We start from the raw sequence: 20,572 nt of genomic DNA on the forward strand, positions 1-20,572 counted from the left end.
TGACCGGCCGTCGGCTCAGACCTCGACGCCGGTCGTCGAGTCGATGTGGGCCGGGATCGCGCCGTCGTAGTCACCGGTGCTGAGCGTCCCGGTCGGTTCGAGCAGCATCACGGTTGCGCCGCCCGCCGACTCGGGGCAGTGCTCGATCCCGCGCGGGACGACGAAGACGTCGTGCTGGGCGAGATGCACGGTCGTCTCTTCACCGGACTCGCGCAGGTGGATGTCGAGCCTGCCCTCGAGCACGATGAAGAGCTCGTCGGTGTCGGGATGGGCGTGCCAGACGAAGCTGCCCTCGACCTTGGCCAGGCGGACGTCGTAGTCGTTGACCTGGGTGAGGATCCGTGGACTCCAGCGCTCCTGGAAGGAAGCCAGGACGGTGTCGATGTTCGTGATCGGGTTCGTCATGGCCCGATCCTCGAACTTGCGGTGGACCCTCGGAAAGTGCAAGGAATGGCACATGTCGCAAGATTCCTCGCAGCTCCATTCTGTGGTCGCCCTTGTCGACGACGGCTCGAACCCGTTCGAGCTGGCATGCCTGACCGAAGTGCTCGGCATCGACAGGCCAGAGGTCGGTGGGCCGCTCTACGACTTCCAGATGTGCGCACGCGAGCCGAAGGTGTCGATGCGACAGCGCTTCTTCGCGATGACCGACATCGCGGATCTGTCGGTGCTGGATCAGGCCGACACGGTGATCGTCCCCAACCGCCCGAACACGGCCGTGCCCCATCTCCGGGAGGTGCTCGATGCGATCGCACACGCCCACGATCGCGGAGCACGAATGATCGGTATGTGCAGCGGCGCCTTCACCCTCGCCGAAGCAGGGATCCTGGACGGGCGCCGTGTCACGGTGCACTGGCAGTGGGCCGACGAGTTCCGAGCTCGATACCCCCACGTCCGCGTGGATGACGCAGTCCTCTTCGTCGACGACGGCGACATCCTCACCTCCGCCGGCAGCGCAGCCGCCCTGGACCTCGCCCTCCATGTCGTACGCCGCGACCACGGCGCCGAGGTGGGTTCGGTCGTCGCCCGCCGGCTCGTGTTCCCAGGTCACCGCCCCGGCGGGCAGCGACAGTTCATCGAGCGCCCGCTCCCGAAGGAGCCCGAGAGCCCTCTCGCCGCTGCACTCGTCTGGGCCGAGCAGCAAGCGACGAATCCCATCACGGTCGCCGACATCGCGTCGCGAGCCGCGATGAGCCCCGCGACCCTCCACCGACGATTCCGCAACGAGCTCGGCTGCACCCCGAACCGATGGCTCACCGCCGTCCGCGTCGAGCACGCCCGCCGACTTCTCGAGCAGACAGATCTGGCCGTCGACCAGGTAGCGCACCAGAGCGGCCTCGGGACCGCTGCCAACCTCCGTGACCGCCTGGCCACTCAAACGGGTTTGACCCCGACTGCCTATCGACGTGCCTTCGCGGTCTGAGTCGGTGCGGGGGAGCGGTTTCGGTGACCCGAAGTCGCTAGCTATAGCCGGTCGTGGTCGGTCTAGGGTCTGCGGGTGAACCTGATCGTGCCGTCGGGCAGACGCTCATGAAGGTAGCCGGGAGCATGTGCCAGCCGGTGATGGTGCGGGCACAGCAGGACCCCGTCTTTGAGGTCGGTCCTTCCTCCGGTGCTCCAGGGGTCGAGGTGGTGGGCGTCGCACCACTCGGGTGGCATGTCACACCCTTCGGCTTGGCAGCATTTCTGCTGGATCCGGAGCGCTTTGCGCTGGATGGGTTGGAAGAACCTGCTGGCCCGGCCGGCGTCGAGGACTTCTCCGTCACCACCGAGGATCCAGGGGATGATGGTGGCGTTGCACGCCATCTTCCTGGCCTCGGCGGCGGTGATGGTGGTGCCGTTGGTCTCGTCGTACCCAAGGGTCGCGGTCCCGAGCTCTTTGCGGAGCTCCTCGAGGCTGATCACGATGTTGACGACGGTGGCGTCACCTCCGTGTCGGGGCAGGGCGGTGGGGTCGATGGTGTCGAGCAGCCTCGTGAACCCGTGGCCCAGGAGTCGTTCCCACGGCGGCAGCGCCGCACCCTTCTCCACCAACTGCTGTTTGCGGGGTTGGGCGTAGGCCTGGACCATGGTCTTGAACCTGATCCCAGCCGAGACCGGGAGCACACCCTCGAACCCAACGGTGCCGTCGTGGTTGTCCCAGATCCGCAGTGCGGTCTTCTGCAGGGCCCGTTGCTCTTCGGCGAGGAGGGCTTTGGCTTCGGCTTCCTCGAACCGGACCGGGTCGACCCGTTCCAGGACCCGTCTCCCGACGATGCGGAGCTGGTTGGCGGTCAACCGGTCAGCCTCTTCGACCAGCAGCTTTTCCGCCAGGATCAGGTCTTCGCGGGTGGCGATGGGGTCGGTGTCGATCGTGTCGAGGGCACGGGTGATGACCTGGGCTTTCGCCTCAGAGAGTGCACCGGCGGCAAGTTCGGCGGCGACGAGGTCGTATCTGTTCAGCGCGCCGGCGAGCTTGATCGCAGATCTCGCCGCGCCTTTGTCGACCAGGAGTTCGGCCCGCATCCACGCGGAGGCGTCCTTGTCGCCCGTCTCAGCGGCGATGTCACCGGAGGCGGCCAGGATCCGCAGTCTCAACGCAGCCTGTCGTGCTTCGGTCTTGGCCAACCAGGCCAGCATCTCCTTCTTCTGGGAGGCAGTCCAGTAGATCGGGTCCCGGTCGAGGAGGCCCTCGAGGGAGGCGTCGATGATCGATGTGGTCGCGTCGATCCCGCTGTCCAGGCTCATCACTGCCCCTCCCTCCCGGAGTGTTCAGAGGCGTGTCGTGATGGGTCTGATTCTACGCTCAGACCGGATACCTAACCATCCATAGATGCAGGTCACCTGTGGTTTTCGCGGTGAGCGTACGGCCTCGTTCTTGTGGATGGTAAGTGGCCCGAAGGGCCACCCTTCATCCCGCGAAACCTTGCCGTCCCGAGCAGAGATCGCCTCCCGGCCACACCGGGGCCGCCGTCCCGATAGCCAGCCAAGTTTTTCTCGATCTGGTCCGGAGTCCAGGACCGCGAAGCGGCCGGCGAAGCCGGCGGGCCGAAGGCCCGTCCTTGACGCCGGTGCAGATCGAGAAGACCGTAGAAGGAGGGTCGGCGGCCCAGCCCAGCCTCAGCAAAACGCCCCGGCAGGGAATCCCAGACACCCCCAAAAACCCCGAAGAAACAGATGCGCACCCCCCACCCCAAGGTGCACACTTCGCGCAACCCACAAAAGGATGCGCCGATGACCCGACTCCAGCTAGCAAGAACAGCGGTCTTCGTCGCGTTCGCGATCCAGGGCCTGACCTTCGCGTCGTTGATCACCCGGCTGGAGTCGATCGCGACAAAGCTCGACCTGAGCGCCGGTGACGTCTTCGTGGTCCTCGGTGTCACGACAGCAGTAGGCGCGATCGGCAGCGTCGCAGCAGGCCATCTTGCCACCAGGATCGGCAGCGCGGCGACGCTGTCGCTGATGCTCGCCGGCGCCTCGCTGGCCGCGGTGGCGCCGGCGTTCGCGCCGACGATGGCGACGCTGCTGGTGCTGAACGGCGTCTACGGCTTCTTCCTCGGCGGCGTCGATGCCTCGATGAACATGCAGGGCACGGCGACCCAGGACGCCTACGGTCGCCCGTTGATGAACGGTTTCCACGCGATGTGGAGCGCGGCGGCGGTGCTCGGAGCGGTCTACGCGACCGTGACGATCGCCCTCGGCGTACCTCTGGGTCTGGACATGATCCCGATCGCCGTCATCGGCCTGGCTGCCAACGCCGCCACGTTCGGGCTCCTGCTGTCGCCGCAGGCGGTCGACGCGGCGGAGAAGAGGACCAGCCGGGGCCCGAAGCCCCAGCTGCCGTGGCTGCCGCTCCTGCTGGTCGCGGTGCCGACGTTCGCGATGTGGTTCATCGACTCCGCGGCCTCCGCCTGGGGCGGGATCTACGTGGTCGACGGTCTCGGTGCCGCCGCGGCGGCCGGACCCGCGATCTATGCGGCGTACCAGCTGGTCCTCCTGGCCGTACGTCTCCCGGGTGACCGTCTCGTCGCCCGCTTCGGCCCCGAGCGGGTGATCCGGACGGGCGGCATCGTCGGGGTGGGTGCCCTCGGGCTGATCGTCGCGGCACCGCACTGGAGTGTGGCGGCCCTGGGCTTCGCCCTTCTCGGTGGCAGCCTGGCGATGGTTCCGCCGCAGTCCTTCGTGGCGGCCGCCCACATCTCTCCGGACAACGCCGAGGAGGCGATCGCCCGGGTCAATCTGGCCAACTATGCCGGCTACCTCGCCGCCGCCTCGTTGATCGCTGGCGTCGCCGAGCTCTTCGGCGAACGTTCGATGTTCATCATCCCGCTCGCCATGGCCTTCCTGATCCCGCTGATGGCCGGCCGCTTCGCCGTCAGGACGGCTCCGGAGTCGACGAGGGTGAACGGGCCCAAAAATTCTGGCGCCGTTTCTTGACTCATTCAAGAATTCGCGTAGGCTCGGCGGCGTGGGGAACGCGGACTACGAACAGTTGCTGAGAGGTGCCTCCCTGCGCGTCACTCGCCCGCGAGTGGCCGTTCTGGGGGCCGTCACCGAGAACGCGCACGGCGACACCGAGACGATTCTCGGGGCAGTGCGCGAGCGGCTTCCGGACGTCTCCCATCAAGCCGTCTACGACTCCCTCGCGGCACTCTCGTCCGCCGGGATCGTGCGCCGCATCCAGCCGTCCGGCTCGGTGGCTCGTTATGAGACCCGGGTCGGGGACAACCACCACCACGTGGTCTGCCGCTCCTGCGGGAACATCGCCGACGTCGACTGCGCCGTCGGCCATGCGCCCTGCTTGACGGCATCGGACGACAACGGCTTCGTCGTCGACGAGGCCGAGGTCATCTACTGGGGCACCTGTCCGCAGTGCCAGGCCGCCCAGCGCAGCAAATGATCCGAACAAGAAGGATTGGAACCTGATGTCTGAAGAGTCCGTGAGCAAGTGCCCGGTCATGAACGCCGGCCGCGTTCACCCGACCGTCGGCAGCGCCAACCAGGAATGGTGGCCCAACAAGCTCAACCTGAAGATCTTGGCCAAGCATCACCCCGCGGCCAACCCGGTCGACCCCGACTTCGACTACAAGACCGCCTTCGAGGCGCTCGACCTGGACGCCGTCAAGGCTGACATCGCCGCGGTCCTGACCGACTCCAAGGACTGGTGGCCGGCCGACTTCGGCAACTACGGCCCGTTCATGATCCGCCTGGCGTGGCACGCCGCGGGCACCTACCGCAGCCACGACGGCCGCGGCGGCGCCGGCAGCGGTCAGCAGCGCTTCGCGCCGCTGAACTCCTGGCCCGACAACGTGTCCCTCGACAAGGGCCGCCGGCTGCTGTGGCCGGTCAAGGCCAAGTACGGACAGGCGCTCTCCTGGGCCGACCTGTTCGTGCTGGTCGGCAACGTCGCGCTGGAGACCATGGGTCTGAAGACCGCCGGCTTCTCCGGCGGCCGCGAGGACGTGTGGGAGGCCGACGACGACGTCTACTGGGGCCCGGAGAAGGTCTGGCTCGACGACGAGCGCTACACCGGTGACCGCGACCTGCAGGCGCCGCTGGCCGCCGTCCAGATGGGTCTGATCTACGTCAACCCGGAGGGCCCCAACGGCGAGCCCGACCCGATGAAGTCCGCGGTGGACATCAAGGAGACCTTCCGCCGCATGGGGATGAACTCGGAGGAGACCGTCGCCCTCATCGCCGGTGGCCACACCTTCGGCAAGACCCACGGCGCCCACCCCGACGACCTGATCGGTCCGGACCCGGAGGCCGCGCCGCTGGAGAACCAGGGCCTCGGCTGGAAGAACGGCCACGGCACCGGTGTCGGCGCTGACGCGGTCACCTCGGGTCTCGAGGTCACCTGGACCTACCACCCGACCCGCTGGGACAACGAGTTCTTCCACATCCTCTACGCCTACGACTGGGAGCTCACCGAGTCCCCGGCCGGCGCCAAGCAGTGGAAGCCGAAGAACAACGGTGGCGCCGACCTCGTCCCCGAGGCCCACGGTGAGGGCAAGCGCGAGCCGCGCATGCTCACCTCCGACCTCGCCCTGCGCGTGGACCCGGAGTTCGACGCGATCTCGCGCCGCTTCAAGGACGACCAGGAGGCCTTCTCCGAGGCCTTCGCCCGCGCCTGGTTCAAGCTGACCCACCGCGACATGGGCCCGAAGAGCCGCTACGCCGGCGCCGAGGTCCCGGCCGAGGACTTCGACTGGCAGGACCCGCTGCCCACCGGTTCGGCCGCGACCGACGACGCCTCGATCGCCGCCGCCAAGAAGGCGATCGCCGAGTCCGGGCTGACCGCCCAGCAGCTCGTCTCCACCGCCTGGAAGGCTGCGGCCACCTACCGCAGCTCGGACAAGCGCGGCGGCGCCAACGGTGGCCGCATCCGCCTCGAGCCGCAGGTGTCCTGGAAGGTCAACCAGCCCGACGAGCTCAAGCCGGTCATCGCGGCCTACGAGCAGATCGCGGCCGACACCGGGGTCTCCTTCGCCGACGTGCTCGTCCTCGCCGGTGGCGTGGGCGTCGAGCAGGCCGCGAAGGCGGCCGGCTACGACGTGACCGTCCCGTTCACGGCCGGTCGTGTCGACGCCACCCAGGAGCAGACCTCCGAGGAGAACTTCGCCTGGCTCGAGCCGGTGGCCGACGGCTTCCGCAACTACGACTCCGGGTTCCTCAACCTGCCCTCCGAGTTCCTGTTCATCGACCGCGCCAACCTCCTGGGCCTCTCCGCCCCCGAGGCGACCGTCCTCACCGGCGGCCTGCGTGTGATCGGCAACAACTGGGACGGCTCGAACCTCGGTGTCTTCACCAAGACCCCGGGCGCGCTGACGAACGACTTCTTCGTCAACCTGCTCGACTACGACCAGCAGTGGACCCCGTCCGCCGACGAGTCGACCTACACCAGCACCAACGGCTGGGTCGGTTCGCGCGTGGACCTGGTCTTCGGCGCCAACTCCGAGCTCCGCGCCCTCGCCGAGCTCTACGCCGGCTCCGACGCCAAGGAGAAGTTCGTCAACGACTTCGTCAAGGCATGGGTCAAGGTCATGGAGAACGACCGCTTCGACCTCAAGAAGTGACCTGAAGCCGTACGCCGCGGCGTACGGTCGAACACCGGAGGCCGGTCCCGTTGCGGGGCCGGCCTCCGGCGTCATACCCGCCCCGGTAGGATCAACGGCCGCCGTCTCGGGCTTCTCACAGCATGTGAGAGGGAATCTGCTGTCTATGTCAGGTGGAGCAATGGAACAACGGAGACCCGAGCCTCCGAAAGGTCCTACCGGTCCGCCGCCCGCGTGGCGGCCGCCTCCGCCTCCTGCTCCTCGCGTCCCGGCGGCTCCGCAGCCGACCGTCACGGCGAGCCGTCCCGGCGCGCGCCGCGCAGATCCCAAGCCTGCCTCGGTCGAGGCCTGGCTCGCCAAGGCCGGCCCGGCCAAGGCCTGGGCCGCCGAGAAGTGGACGACGACCAAGGAAGCGGCGGCCCAACGATCGGCTCGGCGTTCGGCGGCCCCGAAGCCAGCGGGGACGACGGCTGAGCGCTCGGCGTCGAAGACCTCTGGAGCGACCTGGCGACGCTGGGCGAAGGTCTCGGCCAAGGTGGCGCTGGTCGGATTCCTCGCGCTGGCGTTGATCGGGTCGGTGACGGCGATCGTGGCGTACAACCGGATCTCGGTGCCGGACCCCAACGCCGAGTTCGAGGTCGAGACCTCGTTCGTCTACTACGGCAACGGCAGAACTGAGCTCGGCCGCTACCAGGAGGGCGACCAGAACCGGATCAAGCTGGACCCCGACCAGATCCCGGAGATGGTCAAGCACGCCGTGGTCGCCGCCGAGGACCGTACGTTCTACGAGAACAGCGGTGTGGACGTGAAGGGCATCCTGCGGGCAGCCTTCTCGAACACGACCGAGGGCACCGCGGGCGGCGCGTCCACGATCACCCAGCAGTACGTCAAGAACTACTACCTCAGCTCCGAGCGGTCCTACTCGCGCAAGCTGAAGGAAGCTGTCATCGCCCTGAAGCTGACCCGGCAGAAGAGCAAGGACCAGATCCTCACCGACTACCTCAACACGATCTACTTCAACCGCGGCGCCTACGGGATCGAGGCGGCCGCGAAGGCCTACTTCGCCAAGTCCACGAAGGACCTGTCGCTGCAGGAGACCGCGGCGCTCGCGGCGATCCTCAACAACCCCGCCGGTTTCGACCCGGCCAGCAGCACCTTCCGGGGCGAGGAGAAGCTGCTCGGCCGCTACCAGTACGTCCTCTCCGGCATGGTCGATCTCGGCTATCTGAAGCAGGCGGACGCCGACAAGGTGAAGGATGCGCTGCCCAGGTTCCCGGCGAAGACGGTGTCGAGCCGGCTCGGCGGTCAGCGAGGTCATGCGCTCACCCTGATCAAGGCCGAGCTGCTCGGTCTGAAGGGCGCCGACGGCAAGCCGCTGTTCACCGAGGAGAAGATCGACAGCGGCGGTCTCCGGATCACCTCGACGCTCTCGCCGAAGGTGATGAAGGCCTCCGCGACCGCGGCCAAGACCGTGAAGCCGAAGAACCGGAGGGCGTACGTCAAGAACGACCCCGAGCAGAAGAACGCCCTGCACGTGGCGACCGCCTCGGTCGACGTCGCCTCCGGCGCGCTGCTCGGTTTCTACGGCGGTCAGGACTACCTCGACAGCCAGCACAACTGGGCAGCGACCGGTGGCCACGCCGGCTCGACCATGAAGGCCTTCGCCGCGGCGGCGGCGATCTCCCAGGGCTACTCGCTGAAGTCGACGTGGGCCGGCGACTCGCCGTTCACGACCTACTCCGGCTCCGAGGTGGTCAACGAGGGTGAGCAGGCCGGCATCGCCGACGGCATGGACTACGGCCAGCACATCACGATGCTCAAGGCGATGGAACAGTCGGTCAACACGGCCTTCATCGACATGACCGAGTCGATGGGTGGTCCGCAGGCCGGTCGCAAGGCGATCTACGACACCGCGGTCGCCGCGGGGATCGCCCCGGCGGAGGCGGACCCGAAGTTCCCCGGGATCCCGAGCACCACCACCGACTTCGACCACAAGACCGACGACCGGATCGCGCTCGGTCGCGCCAACGTCAGCCCGATCAACTTGGCCAACGCCTACGCCACGATCGCCAACGGCGGCTACCGCCACGACGTGCACGTGGTGAAGAAGGTCCGCGACCGGGCCGGCAACGTCCTCTACAGCTGGAACGGACGCAAGAACGCCCGGCACGCGATCTCCGAGGACATCGCCGCTGACGTGACGTACGCGATGCAGGGTGTGGTGCAGAGCGGTTCGGGCAAGAAGGCCCAGACCATCGGTCATCCGGTGGCCGGCAAGACCGGCACCGCCACCTGCGGCGAGTCGCAGCACGTCTGCTCGTCCTGGTTCGCCGGATTCACCCCGCAGGTCGCCACCGCCGTCCGTTACTCGCGCGGCAACGGCGAGGGGCCGCTCGACGGCGGCTGGATGCCGTCCTACTTCGGTGCCGACTATCCCACCGAGACCTGGGCCGCGATCATGGCGAAGGCCATGGAGGGCAAGGAGGTCGAGAGTTTTCCGGAACCGGTCTACGTCGACGGCCAGGATCCCGAGTCCGGCCACGAGGAGAACCTGATCGCTCCTCCGCCGGAGGAGAAGAAGGACAAGGGCGAGAAGGACTGTGACCCGATCGCCGAGTTCTTCGGTGCGTGCGATGGTGACGATGAGAACGGGGACGGGTGGGGCGACCGGGGTCGCCCCGGACGCGGCGGCGACTGACGGGGTCCGGGCGTCTCGGATCACGAGACTCTCGTCCGTTGAGTGAGACGGGCGATTTGCGGACGCCTGGGTTGTCCGGCACGATCCTCGGCGAAGGTCACGACTGCCAGCGCGAAGCCCCGGCTTGCTGGCGGGCAACCCTCCTACGCGGCGGGGTGCTCCGGGTGACGACCAGGCCCTCGCCGAGGTGGCGTGGGCAAGCGCGTGCTCCACCGGGCAACCCCTGGGGGAGCCATGACCCGAAGGGTGCCCCCATGTCCCTGCTTCCGCTCGTCGGCTCCGACACGCAGGTCCCGCTGCTGGACGGCACGACCACGACGTACGCCAACCTCGATGTCGCCGCGTCGGCGCCGGCCCTGCAGAGCGTGGCCGACCGGGTGGCCGAGGTCCTTCCCTGGTACGCCTCGGTGCATCGCGGCGCCGGCTACCTGTCCCAGGTGTCGACCGCCCTCTACGAGGAGTCCCGCGCGACCATCGGTGCCTACGTGGGCGCCCGCGAGGACGACGTCACCGTCATCACCCGCAACACCACCGACGCGGTGAACCTGCTGGCCGGCTGCGTACCCGGGCGGGTGCTCGTCCTCGACATCGAGCACCACGCCAACCTGCTCCCGTGGCACCGGGTCGAGGCGGGCGTCACCGCCATCGCCGGACGCGACACCCTTGCAGGCACCATCGACGCCCTCGCGAGCGAGCTGGCCCGAGGCGACTTCGCGCTCGTGGCCGTCACCGGCGCCTCCAACGTCACCGGCGAAGCGCTGCCGATCGACGAGATCGTCACCCTGGCCCACGCCCACGGCGCCCGCGTCCTCGTCGACGGCGCCCAGCTGCTCGCCCACCGCCACTTCTCGCTGGCTGCGACCGGTGCGGACTACGTCGCGTTCTCCGGCCACAAGCTCTATGCCCCGTACGGCGCGGGTGCCCTGGTCGGCCGCCGCGACTGGCTCGACGTCGGCACGCCCTATCTGGCCGGGGGAGGGGCGGTCGACGACGCCAGCCACCACTCCGGGTCCGAACCGAGTGGCCGTGCGCTCGTCGAGTCCACGTGGCAGCCCGCACCTGCCCGCCACGAGGGAGGCTCGCCCAACGTCATCGGCGCCGCCGCGCTGGCCGCGGCCTGTACGACTCTCGGCGGCCTCGAGCCCGCCGATCTGGACCGCCACGAGGCGTCGCTGAGGGGGCGCCTCGTGGCCGGCCTGTCGGCTCTCCCCGGCGTCGAGGTCCTTCGCCTCTGGCCCGACTCCGACGAGCCGGTCAGCGTCGTCACCTTCACGGTCGACGGCATCGAGCCCGGCCGGGTCGCGGCGTACCTCTCTGCCGAGCACGGCCTGGGCGTACGCGACGGCCGCTTCTGCGCCCAGCCGCTCCTCAAGCGCCTCGGACTCGCCGGCGGTGCGGTCCGCGCCAGCATCGGCATCGGGACCTCGGCCGGCGACGTGGACCGGCTGGTGGCCGGCGTACGTGCTCTTCTCGGAGGCGAGGTCCGAGGCGACTACGTCCTCCGCGACGGCGTGTGGACGCTCGCCGAGGACCCGCGACCGCTCGTCGGTCCGGCCGGTCTCAGCCGCCTGGCCGACACCGCCGGGTCCTGCGGCGCCGCCGTCTGACCACCCCCTGCCGAGGCGTCAGCTATGTCGGCCGAAGCGTCACTCCGGTCGGTCGAGTGGGCATCGCGGTGACGCCTCGGTCGACCGGAGCGACGCCTCGGCCAGGGGATGAATCGACGTGCTCGAGGTGTTATGCGGGTGTGAGCGAACGAGTGCATGGCGAGCGGAAGGTACGCGGCGGCAAGCTGGTCGTCGTCGACGCTACCGTCTCCGCGGGCAAGATCATCGACGTCGTCCTCTCGGGCGACTTCTTCCTGGAACCCGACGAGGCGCTCGGGTGGCTGACCGCGGCGCTGGAGGGGCAGCCGGTCGACCTGTCTCTCGACAAGCTGACGGCGGTCCTCGACACCGCTGCCCGTGATGCAGAGCTGGTCGGCTTCGGCACCCGCGACATCGCGCTGACGGTGCTGCGAGCGCTCGGCCGGGCGGCGACCTGGGACGACCTCGACCTGGAGATCGTCGAGACCGGTCCGCTGTCGCCGACGATGCAGATGGCCCTCGACGAGGTCATCGTGCGGCAGGTCGCGGAGGGCCGCCGCGCCCCCAACCTGAGGTTCTGGGACTGGGCCAGCAGCGCGGTCGTGATCGGCAGCTACCAGTCGCTCTCCAACGAGGTCGACGAGGCCGCCGCCGAGCGCCACGGCATCGAGGTCGTACGCCGCATCTCCGGCGGAGGTGCGATGTTCATCGAGCCCGGCAACACGATCACCTACAGCCTCGCCGTGCCCGACACGCTCGTGGCCGGCATGTCCTTCCAGGAGTCCTACGCCTTCCTCGACGAGTGGGTGCTGCGCGGCCTGCGCAGCGTCGGCATCGAGGCCGCCTACGCCGGCCTGAACGACATCGCCTCGCCGGTCGGCAAGATCGCCGGTGCCGCGCAGAAGCGGATCTCCGGCGGGGTGCTGCACCACGTCACGATGGCCTACGACATCGACGCCGACAAGATGCTCGAGGTGCTCCGGATCGGCCGGGAGAAGATGTCCGACAAGGGCACCCGGAGCGCCGCCAAGCGCGTCGACCCGATCCGCTCCCAGACCGGGCTGTCACGGGACAAGGTCATCGGCGCGCTGCTGGCCGAGTTCGAGCAGAGCTTCGGGGCTGCGTACGTCGGGCTCGATCAGGCCACGATCGACGAGGCCGCGGCGCTGGTGGCCGCCAAGCACGGGACGCGGGAGTGGGTAAGCCGGGTGCCCTAGGCGGTTGCTGTGGGGCGGGGTGCTGTCTCCACGCACGTCACCGGATCTCGACCCGCTTCGCGGGTTCGCAGGCTCACCCGCTGCGGACCCTCCTGAGCTTGTCGAAGGGCTCGCTCGATCTCCAAATCGTTTTGAGGCCCGAACGACTTCGTCGTCGGGCCTCAAAGATTTGGACTCCGCTGCCCGGAGCGTTCCTTGGATGAGATGGGGGGGTCCTCATTCACGACCGACATCACGAGCAGCGGAGCGCCGCCAGTCTGGCACGCTCAGATACGCCGTCGCAATGCCCGCAGCCTATTTTCTGTCGATCGATCTGCAGGGCGGAACTCATGGACTATGGAAAGTACTAGATCAGAGGATTTCGACCCTGGTCACCGGGCTCCCGACCCCGAACGGGCCCTGCCTGCTGAAGGGTCGCGTATGACTGTCGCCGTCGCGGTCGGCTACCCTGGACACATGCAGTCGTCTGTCCTGCTTCTTAGGCAGCCGCGCTGACCCTGAGGGACACACCCCGGTCACGCGGCTACCCCTCCATGTGAGGGGCCCTTCTCATTTGTAGAGCCTTATCCCCGAAGCAGTCTTGACGCACGAATCTCGACAAGGACGAAAGACCAATGACGCAGGAGCAGACTGACCAGGCGACGTACGACGTCGTGGAGCTGCAGGACAAGTGGCGCCCCATCTGGGAGAAGCTGGAGCCGTTCAAGGCGGGCCAGCGCGACGGGGCCGAGAAGCGCTACGCGCTCACGATGTTCCCCTACCCGTCCGGTGACCTGCACATGGGCCACGCCGAGGTGACCGCGCTGCACGACGTCCTGGCTCGCTACTGGTGGCTGAAGGGCTACGACGTCCTGAACCCGATCGGCTGGGACTCCTTCGGTCTGCCCGCGGAGAACGCCGCGATCAAGCGCAACGAGAACCCGGCCGGCTGGACCTACGCCAACATCGAGACCCAGGCGGAGTCGTTCAAGCGCTACGGCATCTCCTTCGACTGGTCGCGTCGGCTGCACACCTCCGACCCGGAGTACTACCGGTGGACGCAGTGGATCTTCCTGAAGCTGTACGAGGCGGGTCTGGCCTACCGCAAGAAGTCCCCGGTCAACTGGTGCCCCAACGACCAGACCGTGCTGGCCAACGAGCAGGTCGTCAACGGTGAGTGCGAGCGCTGCGGCGCGACCGTCACCAAGCGTGACCTGACGCAGTGGTACTTCCGCACGACCGCGTATGCGGAGGAGCTGTACAACGGCCTGGACCAGCTGCAGGACACCTGGATCGGCAAGGTCGTCAACATGCAGCGCAACTGGATCGGCCGGTCCGAGGGTGCGCACGTCGACTTCGACATCACGCTGTCCGACGGCGGGACCAAGAAGGTCACCGTCTTCACGACGCGTCCCGACACGCTGTACGGCGCGACCTTCATGGTCGTCGCCGCCGATGCCGACCTGGCCGCCGAGATCGTGGCGCCGGACCGGGCGGCTGCGCTGGAGAGCTACCTGGAGGACGTACGCAAGGCCTCCGACATCGACCGGCTGGCGACCGACCGTCCCAAGACCGGTGTCGACCTGGGCGTCACCGCGACCAACCCGGTCAACGGCGAGCAGATCCCGGTGTGGGCCGCCGACTACGTGCTGGCCGACTACGGCACCGGCGCGGTCATGGCCGTCCCGGCCCACGACCAGCGCGACCTGGACTTCGCCAAGGCCTTCGATTTGCCGGTCCGCCGTGTGGTGGACGTGCCGGGCGCCGACAACCCCGAGGAGACGTACGTCGCGACCGCCGGCGACGGTGCGTACGTGAACTCTCCCGAGCTGGAGGGGGTCGACGACAAGGCGAGCGGCATCCACAAGATCATCGAGAAGCTGGAGGCCGAGGGCCACGGCAAGGGCACAGTCAACTACCGGCTGCGTGACTGGCTGCTCTCCCGGCAGCGCTACTGGGGGGCGCCGATCCCGATCGTGCACTGCCCGGTCGACGGTGAGGTCGCGGTGCCGGACGACCAGCTGCCGGTGCAGCTGCCCGACCTGGCCGGCGCCGACCTGAAGCCGAAGGGCGTCTCGCCGCTGGCTGCCGCGTCGGAGTGGGTCAACGTCTCCTGCCCGAAGTGTGGCGGGCCGGCCACGCGCGACTCGGACACGATGGACACCTTCGTGGACTCGTCGTGGTACTTCCTGCGCTACCTGACGCCCAACGACGAGACCCAGGCGTTCGACTCGAAGCTGGCCTCGGAGTGGGGTCCTGTCGACTTCTACCTGGGCGGCGACGAGCACGCGGTGCTGCACCTGATGTACGCCCGGTTCTTCACCAAGGCGCTGCGTGACATCGGCCTGATCGACTGGGACGAGCCGTTCTCGGCCTACCTGTCCCAGGGCAAGGTCATCAACGGCGGCAAGAAGATGTCGAAGTCGCTGGGCAACGGCGTCAACCTGTCCGATGTGCTGGAGGAGTTCGGCGTCGACGCGACCCGGCTGACCCTGGTCTTCGCTTCGCCGCCGGAGGACAACATCGACTGGGCCGACGTCTCGCCGGCGGGCTCGGTGAAGTTCCTGCAGCGCGCCTGGCGCCTGGCCGGGGACGTGACGTCCGCGCCGGGCGTGGATCTGTCGAGCGGGGACGTGGCGCTGCGGCGTACGACTCACAAGACGGTCGCCGAGGCCGAGCAGCTGATCGAGTCCTACCGGTTCAACGTGGTCGTGGCTCGCGTGATGGAGCTGGTCAATGCGACCCGGAAGGCGATCGACTCGGGTTGTGGGCCGGCTGATCCTGCCGTACGTGAGGCCGCGGAGACGGTCGCGATCCTGCTCTCGCTGGTCGCGCCCTACACCGCCGAGGAGATGTGGGAGCGTCTGGGGCACGAGCCGACGGTCGCGCGTGTCGCGTGGCCGGCGGTCGAGCCCCACCTGCTCGTGGAGGACTCCGTGACCGCCGTGGTGCAGATCAAGGGCAAGGTGCGTGCGCGCCTGGAGGTCTCGCCCTCCATCTCCGCGGCCGACCTGGAGGCCGCCGCGCTGGCCGATGCCGCCGTCGTGGCTGCGCTGGGTGGCGCCGAGATCCGCAAGGTGATCGTCCGCGAGCCGAAGCTGGTCAACATCGTCATCTGACGTCGACGAGAGCGGCCGGACCAGGCATCGTGCCTGGTCCGGCCGCTCTCTCGTTGCTCTGGGACGGTCAGCAGCCGCCGCAGTTGTAGTAGAGGATGTCCCAGTGGTTGCCCTCGTCGGTGTAGAGGTTCCCGGCACCGGACCGGTACTGGTAGCCCCAGCCGGAGATGTAGCCGACGTAGGTGAAGTTGTTCTTGATGTAGTTCCCGATGCAGGTGCCCTTGGAGATGTCGAGCTTGTAGCCGTTCCAGTGGCTGTAGGTGCCGCCCGAGTGGCCGGTCTCGGTGCCACCGGTGATCGTGATGGCGCAGCCGCTGGAGGACTTCAGCGTCTTGATACCGCTGATCGTGGTCTGCCGGACCTGCTCGAACGACGTACAGGTGGAGTTGTAGCGGTCGCTGCAGCCACCGCTCGAGGTCCAGCTGATGCCTGCCGCGCGAAGCTGCGAGGTGGCCTGGGAGTGGGTGAGGAACGTCGCGGCCGATGCGGGCGGTGCGACGTACAGGGTGAGGGCGGCTGCCAGAGCTGCCGCGAGGGTGAGGATCCTTCGGACGGTACGGGGCATGGTGCCTCCAGGGTGCGAGGGAACGGAGCCCTCCGACATTAGTGGGCGTGCCGGGTCGCCGCGCCGGAATCGACGCGGATCATCTGCCCACGACGTACTTCTGTCGGCGTAGGGGCGGCCCGATAGGCTGCGGTCATGGCCCGGGTAGCGATCGTGACCGACTCGACCGCGATGCTTCCATCCGATCTCGGGGACGCCGCGGAGCTGATCACATCGGTGCCGTTGCAGGTGATCGTGGATGGGACGTCGTACGACGACGGGGTGGAGGAGACCTCACCGGCTGCGTTGCTGACCGCGTTGGCCGCACACAAGACGGTGACGACGTCACGGCCGTCGCCGGCGCTCCTGGCCGAGGTCTATGCGAAGCTCGCGGCGCAGGGCTTCGACGAGATCGTCTCGATCCACCTCTCCGCGGAGCTGAGCGCGACGTGCGAGTCCTCGATGCTCGCGGCGCGTGAGGCGCCGGTGCCGGTCGTCACGGTGGACACGCGGCTGGTCGGACCCGGGGTCGGGTTCGCGGTGATGGCTGCGGCAGCCGTCGCAGGGCGTGGCGGTAGCGCCGCCGAGGCGCGCACGGCCGCGCTCGAGCGGGCCGCCGGCACGCAGTCCTACTTCTACGTCGACACCCTCGAGTATCTGCGCCGGGGTGGGCGGATCGGTGCTGCTGCCGCCCTGCTCGGGACGGCGCTCGCGGTCAAGCCGCTCCTCACGATCGAAGAGGGTCGGGTCGTGCCGAGCGAGCGTGTGCGGACGGCCGACCGGGCGATCGCGAGACTGCAGGCGCTCGGGGTCGAGGCCGGCGAAGGTGAGGACGCGGTCGAGGTCGTCGTCGCTCATCTGGGCAGCCCGGAGCGTGCGGCCAAGATGTCCGAAGGGCTCTGCGAGGAGCTGGAGGACAAGCTCGACGGGAAGGTACGTGTCGGGGAGCTCGGTGCTGTGCTCGGCGCGCACGTCGGGCCCGGGTGTGTCGCGGTCGTCGTCGGGCCTCGGCTCTGATGCTGACCCGTTCTCCGGACGGGTTTCTGGGCCGGTTGCTGTCCACAGGGGCGGTTGAGGATCGGGTTCTCCACAGGCGCTGATATCGCGCTCGGAACTGTCGGCGTGGGCGCCTACCTTCGTCGTCATGCGGACCCGACCGACCTCTGATCACGCCGACGCCGTCGCCCGGCGACTGGAACAGCTGCGCGCCGAGCTGGATCCGCCGGGGGAGGAGGATGAAGGCGACGAGGACTGGCAGCCGCCGTGGTGGGACGGGCCGGACCCGACCGAGACCGCCGAGCTGGACCCGTTGGTGCCCGTCCCGGGGCGGCACGCGTCGCGACGCCAAGTCGTGATCTCGCCCGACGCGGTGCTTCCGGAGCCGCTGCGCGGACGGGTGTCCCTGGGTCCGTGGCATCTGGTCGTGGTCTCGCTGGTGCTGGTCGCCGGGCTGGCCGTGGCCTGCTGGTGGATGATCCGCGCGGATCCGGAGGTGGTCCCGGCCGCCCGGGCTTCGCCCTCGGCCTCTCCGCTGGTTCCGCTGCCGACCGGGTCAGCGTCGCCCGGCAGCTCGGTCGCGCTGCCGTCGGGCGGGGCATCGGCCGGGACGTCGGCCGGGACGGTGACGGTCGATGTGGAGGGCAAGGTCCCCAAGCCCGGCATCGTCGTGCTGCCGGTCGGGTCACGGGTGGTGGACGCCGTCGAGGCTGCCGGCGGTGCGCCGCACAAGCATCTCGCCGGCCTCAACCTGGCTGCGCTGCTCAGCGACGGACAGCAGATCGTGGTCGGTGCCCCTGGCGGCGGAGCCGCCGTCGCGGCGCCTGGATCCGGTGCACCGGCCGCGGGGGCGCCCGGGGCGGGGGTGAGCCTCAACGCGGCCTCGATGCAAGAGCTCGAGACGCTCCCGGGGATCGGGCCGGTGACGGCGCAGGCGATCATCGACTGGCGCACGACCAACGGTGCGTTCACCTCCATCGACGAGCTGCTCGAGGTCGACGGGATCGGCCCGAAGACCTACGACTCCCTCAGATCGCTGGTCACGTTGTGAACGACCTCCGGCTCCCGATCCTGGGTGCCGCGGCATGGGTCGGAGCGCTTGCCGGGCCCGTGATCGTGGCCGGAGGGAGGCCCGGAGTGGTTCTGCTGGTGCTGCTCACCGTGGTCGTGGGTGGCGGCGGTGGCTGGGCGACCCTGGGACGCCGCCCGACCGTGCTGGCGCTGGTCGTGATGATCGCCGGATCGGCGGTCGTCTCCGGCCTGCACGCCGCCCGGGTCAGCGACAACCCGGTGGCGGAGCTGGCCGCCCGCAAGGCGCAGGTGCGGGTGACCGCCACCGTCACCACCGACCCGAAGGAGGTGACCGGCGAGCACGCGACCTACCAGCTCCGGCGCGCCAGCGTGCGGGAGGTCAGGGGCCGCGGGGTGGTCTACCGGCTGCGTACGCCGGTGGTCGTCCTCGGCGACGACGCGTGGGCCGACGTCCCGCTGGGGGCGACGGTGTCGACGACCGGGCGACTGGGAGCGAGCGACTCGCACGAGGAGTCCGCGCTGCTGGTCGCCGGCCCGCCGCGAGTCGTCGCCGACCCGGGGATCTGGTGGCGAGCCTCGGAGAGCCTGCGGGGCGCCATCCGGGACGCGGTGGCCCACCGACCACCGGACCAGGCCGCGCTGGTTCCGGCTCTCGTCGACGGGGACGACACCGGGCTCTCCGACGATCTCGCCGACGACTTCCGCACCACCGGCCTCACCCATCTGCTCGCCGTCTCGGGCACCAACCTGACCCTCGTGGTGGGGTTTCTGCTCATCGTCGCCCGCTGGGCCGGGGTGAGAGGGAGAGGTCTGTACGCCGTCGGGGTGCTCGGCATCCTCGGGTTCGTCGTGCTCGCCCGCACCGAACCGAGCGTGGTGCGGGCTGCTGCGATGGGAGCGGTGGGGCTGCTGGCGATGACGCAGAACGGTCGACAGCGGGCGCTGCGTGGCCTCGGCGCTGCGGTGATCGGGTTGCTGCTGATCGACCCGGGACTGGCGACCTCGATCGGCTTCACCCTCTCGGTGCTGGCCACGGCCGGCATCCTGCTCTTCGGACCGCCGTGGCGGGATGCGCTGCGCCGGTGGATGCCGCAGTGGTGTGCGGAGGCGATCGCGGTCCCGGCGGCCGCCCAGCTGGCGTGCACCCCGGTGGTGGCTGCCGTCTCCGGGCAGGTCAGCCTGGTCGCGGTGCTCGCCAACCTGCTGGTCGAGCCCGCCGTCGCCCCCGCGACCGTGCTCGGTCTCCTGGGCGGCTTGCTCGGGCTGGTGTGGGATCCGCTCGGGATGGTCGCAGGCACCGCCGCGACGTGGTGTGTCGCCTGGATCATCGCGGTGGCTCGTTTCGGCGCAGGCCTGCCCACGGCGGAGGTCGGCTGGGCGACCGGGCCGCTCGCCCTCGTGGTCCTGATCGCCGTCTGTGCCGCGATCGCCTTCCTGGCACCACGGTTGCTGCGGCATCCGGTCACCGGTGTGGCCGGATGCCTCGTGCTCCTCGCAGTCGCGCTGGTGCGCCTGCCGAGCCCGGGATGGCCGCCACCGGGCTGGGTGCTCGTGATGTGTGATGTCGGGCAAGGAGACGCGCTGGTGGTGCGGACGGGCCACAGGAGCGCGGTGGTCGTGGACGCCGGCCCGGCACCGGACCTCGTCGACGACTGTCTCGACAGGCTCGAGATCGAGAACGTTCCGCTTGCGGTGATCACCCACTTCCACGCCGACCACGTCAACGGTGCCGAGGGGATCTTCACGGGGCGCCGGGTCGCTGAGGTGTGGACCTCACGACTCCAGGATCCACCCGATGGCGTACGCGTCCTCGGTGACGCCGCTGCCGCGGCCGGGCTGGTTCCGGTCCCGGCTCCCTACGGAGCCACGACCACCATCGGTGAGGCACGGATCCAGGTGCTCTGGCCGACGGCCGACTCCGACATCCGCGGGCCCGGGGACGGTTCCACGGCCAACGACGCGAGCGTCGTCCTCATCGTCGAGTCCCGAGGCCTGCGGCTGCTCCTGACCGGCGACATCGAGCCGGAGGGACAGGACCAGCTCGCCGACGACCTGGCCGGGCTCGACATCGACGTGCTCAAGGTGCCCCATCACGGCTCGCGCTATCAGGACCTCGAGTGGCTGCGTACGCTGCGGGCACAGGTCGCGCTCACCTCCGTCGGTTCCGGCAACGACTACGGTCATCCGGCGACGGCCACCGTCCAAGGGCTCGAGAAGAGCGGCACGCAGGTCTACCGCACCGACCGCGACGGCTCGGTCGCGATCGTCGAGTCGGGAGGTGAAGTGGGCGTGGTGACGCAGTAGACGGCGACCGTCGATCCGCCCGGGCGCTCGACCGCCTCGCGTTTGGCTCGGATGTCGGTGCTG

Annotated in this window: 14 protein-coding genes and 1 riboswitch; of the genes, 11 read left to right on the top strand and 3 right to left on the bottom strand. The window is 69.1% G+C overall.

From position 1 onward, the window contains the following. Window positions 1–15: 15 nt before the first annotated feature. Window positions 16–405 (bottom strand): cupin domain-containing protein, encoded by a 390-nt coding sequence (locus WBG06_RS23855; RefSeq protein WP_336739904.1) that lies wholly within the window; start codon window positions 403–405, stop codon window positions 16–18. Between the two features lie 52 nt (window positions 406–457). Between WBG06_RS23855 and WBG06_RS23860 the strand changes: the two genes are divergently transcribed. Next, complete coding sequence (locus tag WBG06_RS23860; RefSeq protein WP_336739905.1) at window positions 458–1,423, top strand: GlxA family transcriptional regulator; 966 nt, start codon at window positions 458–460, stop codon at window positions 1,421–1,423. A gap of 62 nt (window positions 1,424–1,485) precedes the next feature. Here the strand turns inward: WBG06_RS23860 and WBG06_RS23865 are convergent, their stop codons facing one another. Beyond that, window positions 1,486–2,727 (bottom strand): HNH endonuclease signature motif containing protein, encoded by a 1,242-nt coding sequence (locus tag WBG06_RS23865; RefSeq protein ID WP_336739906.1) that lies wholly within the window; start codon window positions 2,725–2,727, stop codon window positions 1,486–1,488. A 429-nt stretch (window positions 2,728–3,156) separates the two neighbouring features. On the opposite strand from WBG06_RS23865, the gene WBG06_RS23870 reads away from it, so the two are divergent. The 7 genes from WBG06_RS23870 (at window position 3,157) to leuS (ending at window position 15,633) form a co-directional block, all read left to right on the top strand. Then, the gene (locus WBG06_RS23870) at window positions 3,157–4,416 is read left to right on the top strand and encodes an MFS transporter (RefSeq protein ID WP_336739908.1); all 1,260 of its coding nucleotides are present in this window, start codon (window positions 3,157–3,159) and stop codon (window positions 4,414–4,416) included. A gap of 31 nt (window positions 4,417–4,447) precedes the next feature. Further along, window positions 4,448–4,879 (top strand): Fur family transcriptional regulator, encoded by a 432-nt coding sequence (locus WBG06_RS23875; protein ID WP_336739910.1) that lies wholly within the window; start codon window positions 4,448–4,450, stop codon window positions 4,877–4,879. Window positions 4,880–4,904: 25 nt separating this feature from the next. Continuing rightward, window positions 4,905–7,055, top strand: a complete 2,151-nt coding sequence (gene katG, locus WBG06_RS23880) for a catalase/peroxidase HPI (protein ID WP_336739912.1) — start codon at window positions 4,905–4,907, stop codon at window positions 7,053–7,055. Between the two features lie 160 nt (window positions 7,056–7,215). After that, entirely contained in the window at window positions 7,216–9,732 is a 2,517-nt protein-coding gene (locus WBG06_RS23885) for a transglycosylase domain-containing protein (protein WP_336739913.1), read from the top strand. Window positions 9,733–9,827: 95 nt separating this feature from the next. Further along, window positions 9,828–9,941: riboswitch (SAM riboswitch) on the top strand. 45 nt (window positions 9,942–9,986) lie between these two features. Further along, window positions 9,987–11,339, top strand: coding sequence for an aminotransferase class V-fold PLP-dependent enzyme (locus WBG06_RS23890; protein WP_336739915.1), 1,353 nt, complete (start codon window positions 9,987–9,989; stop codon window positions 11,337–11,339). 140 nt (window positions 11,340–11,479) lie between these two features. Next, complete coding sequence (locus tag WBG06_RS23895; RefSeq protein ID WP_336739917.1) at window positions 11,480–12,535, top strand: lipoate--protein ligase family protein; 1,056 nt, start codon at window positions 11,480–11,482, stop codon at window positions 12,533–12,535. 614 nt (window positions 12,536–13,149) lie between these two features. Next, window positions 13,150–15,633 carry a leucine--tRNA ligase gene (gene leuS / locus WBG06_RS23900; RefSeq protein WP_336739918.1) on the top strand — a complete coding sequence of 828 codons (2,484 nt, stop codon included), beginning with the start codon at window positions 13,150–13,152 and terminating at the stop codon, window positions 15,631–15,633. A gap of 67 nt (window positions 15,634–15,700) precedes the next feature. On the opposite strand, the gene WBG06_RS23905 is transcribed toward leuS, so the two are convergent. Then, window positions 15,701–16,198 carry a hypothetical protein gene (locus WBG06_RS23905; RefSeq protein WP_336739920.1) on the bottom strand — a complete coding sequence of 166 codons (498 nt, stop codon included), beginning with the start codon at window positions 16,196–16,198 and terminating at the stop codon, window positions 15,701–15,703. Between the two features lie 135 nt (window positions 16,199–16,333). On the opposite strand from WBG06_RS23905, the gene WBG06_RS23910 reads away from it, so the two are divergent. From WBG06_RS23910 to WBG06_RS23920, 3 genes are all read left to right on the top strand, one after another. Further along, window positions 16,334–17,194: a DegV family protein gene (locus WBG06_RS23910; protein ID WP_336739922.1), complete on the top strand. Its 861-nt coding sequence runs from the start codon at window positions 16,334–16,336 to the stop codon at window positions 17,192–17,194. Between the two features lie 127 nt (window positions 17,195–17,321). Further along, window positions 17,322–18,224, top strand: a complete 903-nt coding sequence (locus WBG06_RS23915; protein ID WP_336739924.1) for a helix-hairpin-helix domain-containing protein — start codon at window positions 17,322–17,324, stop codon at window positions 18,222–18,224. A gap of 86 nt (window positions 18,225–18,310) precedes the next feature. After that, entirely contained in the window at window positions 18,311–20,509 is a 2,199-nt protein-coding gene (locus WBG06_RS23920; RefSeq protein ID WP_336739925.1) for a ComEC/Rec2 family competence protein, read from the top strand. The last annotated feature ends 63 nt before the right edge of the window (window positions 20,510–20,572 follow it).

The organism is Nocardioides sp. CCNWLW239 (genome assembly GCF_037137035.1).
GTDB lineage: Bacteria > Actinomycetota > Actinomycetes > Propionibacteriales > Nocardioidaceae > Nocardioides.

What these genes read in the sequence shown, in the direction of transcription:
- WBG06_RS23855 (WP_336739904.1), bottom strand. Translation starts at nt 405, where the DNA reads ATGACGAACCCGATCACGAACATCGACACCGTCCTGGCTTCCTTCCAG.
- WBG06_RS23860 (WP_336739905.1), top strand. Translation starts at nt 458, where the DNA reads ATGTCGCAAGATTCCTCGCAGCTCCATTCTGTGGTCGCCCTTGTCGAC.
- WBG06_RS23865 (WP_336739906.1), bottom strand. Translation starts at nt 2,727, where the DNA reads ATGAGCCTGGACAGCGGGATCGACGCGACCACATCGATCATCGACGCC.
- WBG06_RS23870 (WP_336739908.1), top strand. Translation starts at nt 3,157, where the DNA reads ATGCGCACCCCCCACCCCAAGGTGCACACTTCGCGCAACCCACAAAAG.
- katG (WP_336739912.1), top strand. Translation starts at nt 4,905, where the DNA reads ATGTCTGAAGAGTCCGTGAGCAAGTGCCCGGTCATGAACGCCGGCCGC.
- WBG06_RS23885 (WP_336739913.1), top strand. Translation starts at nt 7,216, where the DNA reads ATGGAACAACGGAGACCCGAGCCTCCGAAAGGTCCTACCGGTCCGCCG.
- WBG06_RS23890 (WP_336739915.1), top strand. Translation starts at nt 9,987, where the DNA reads ATGTCCCTGCTTCCGCTCGTCGGCTCCGACACGCAGGTCCCGCTGCTG.
- leuS (WP_336739918.1), top strand. Translation starts at nt 13,150, where the DNA reads ATGACGCAGGAGCAGACTGACCAGGCGACGTACGACGTCGTGGAGCTG.
- WBG06_RS23905 (WP_336739920.1), bottom strand. Translation starts at nt 16,198, where the DNA reads ATGCCCCGTACCGTCCGAAGGATCCTCACCCTCGCGGCAGCTCTGGCA.
- WBG06_RS23910 (WP_336739922.1), top strand. Translation starts at nt 16,334, where the DNA reads ATGGCCCGGGTAGCGATCGTGACCGACTCGACCGCGATGCTTCCATCC.
- WBG06_RS23915 (WP_336739924.1), top strand. Translation starts at nt 17,322, where the DNA reads ATGCGGACCCGACCGACCTCTGATCACGCCGACGCCGTCGCCCGGCGA.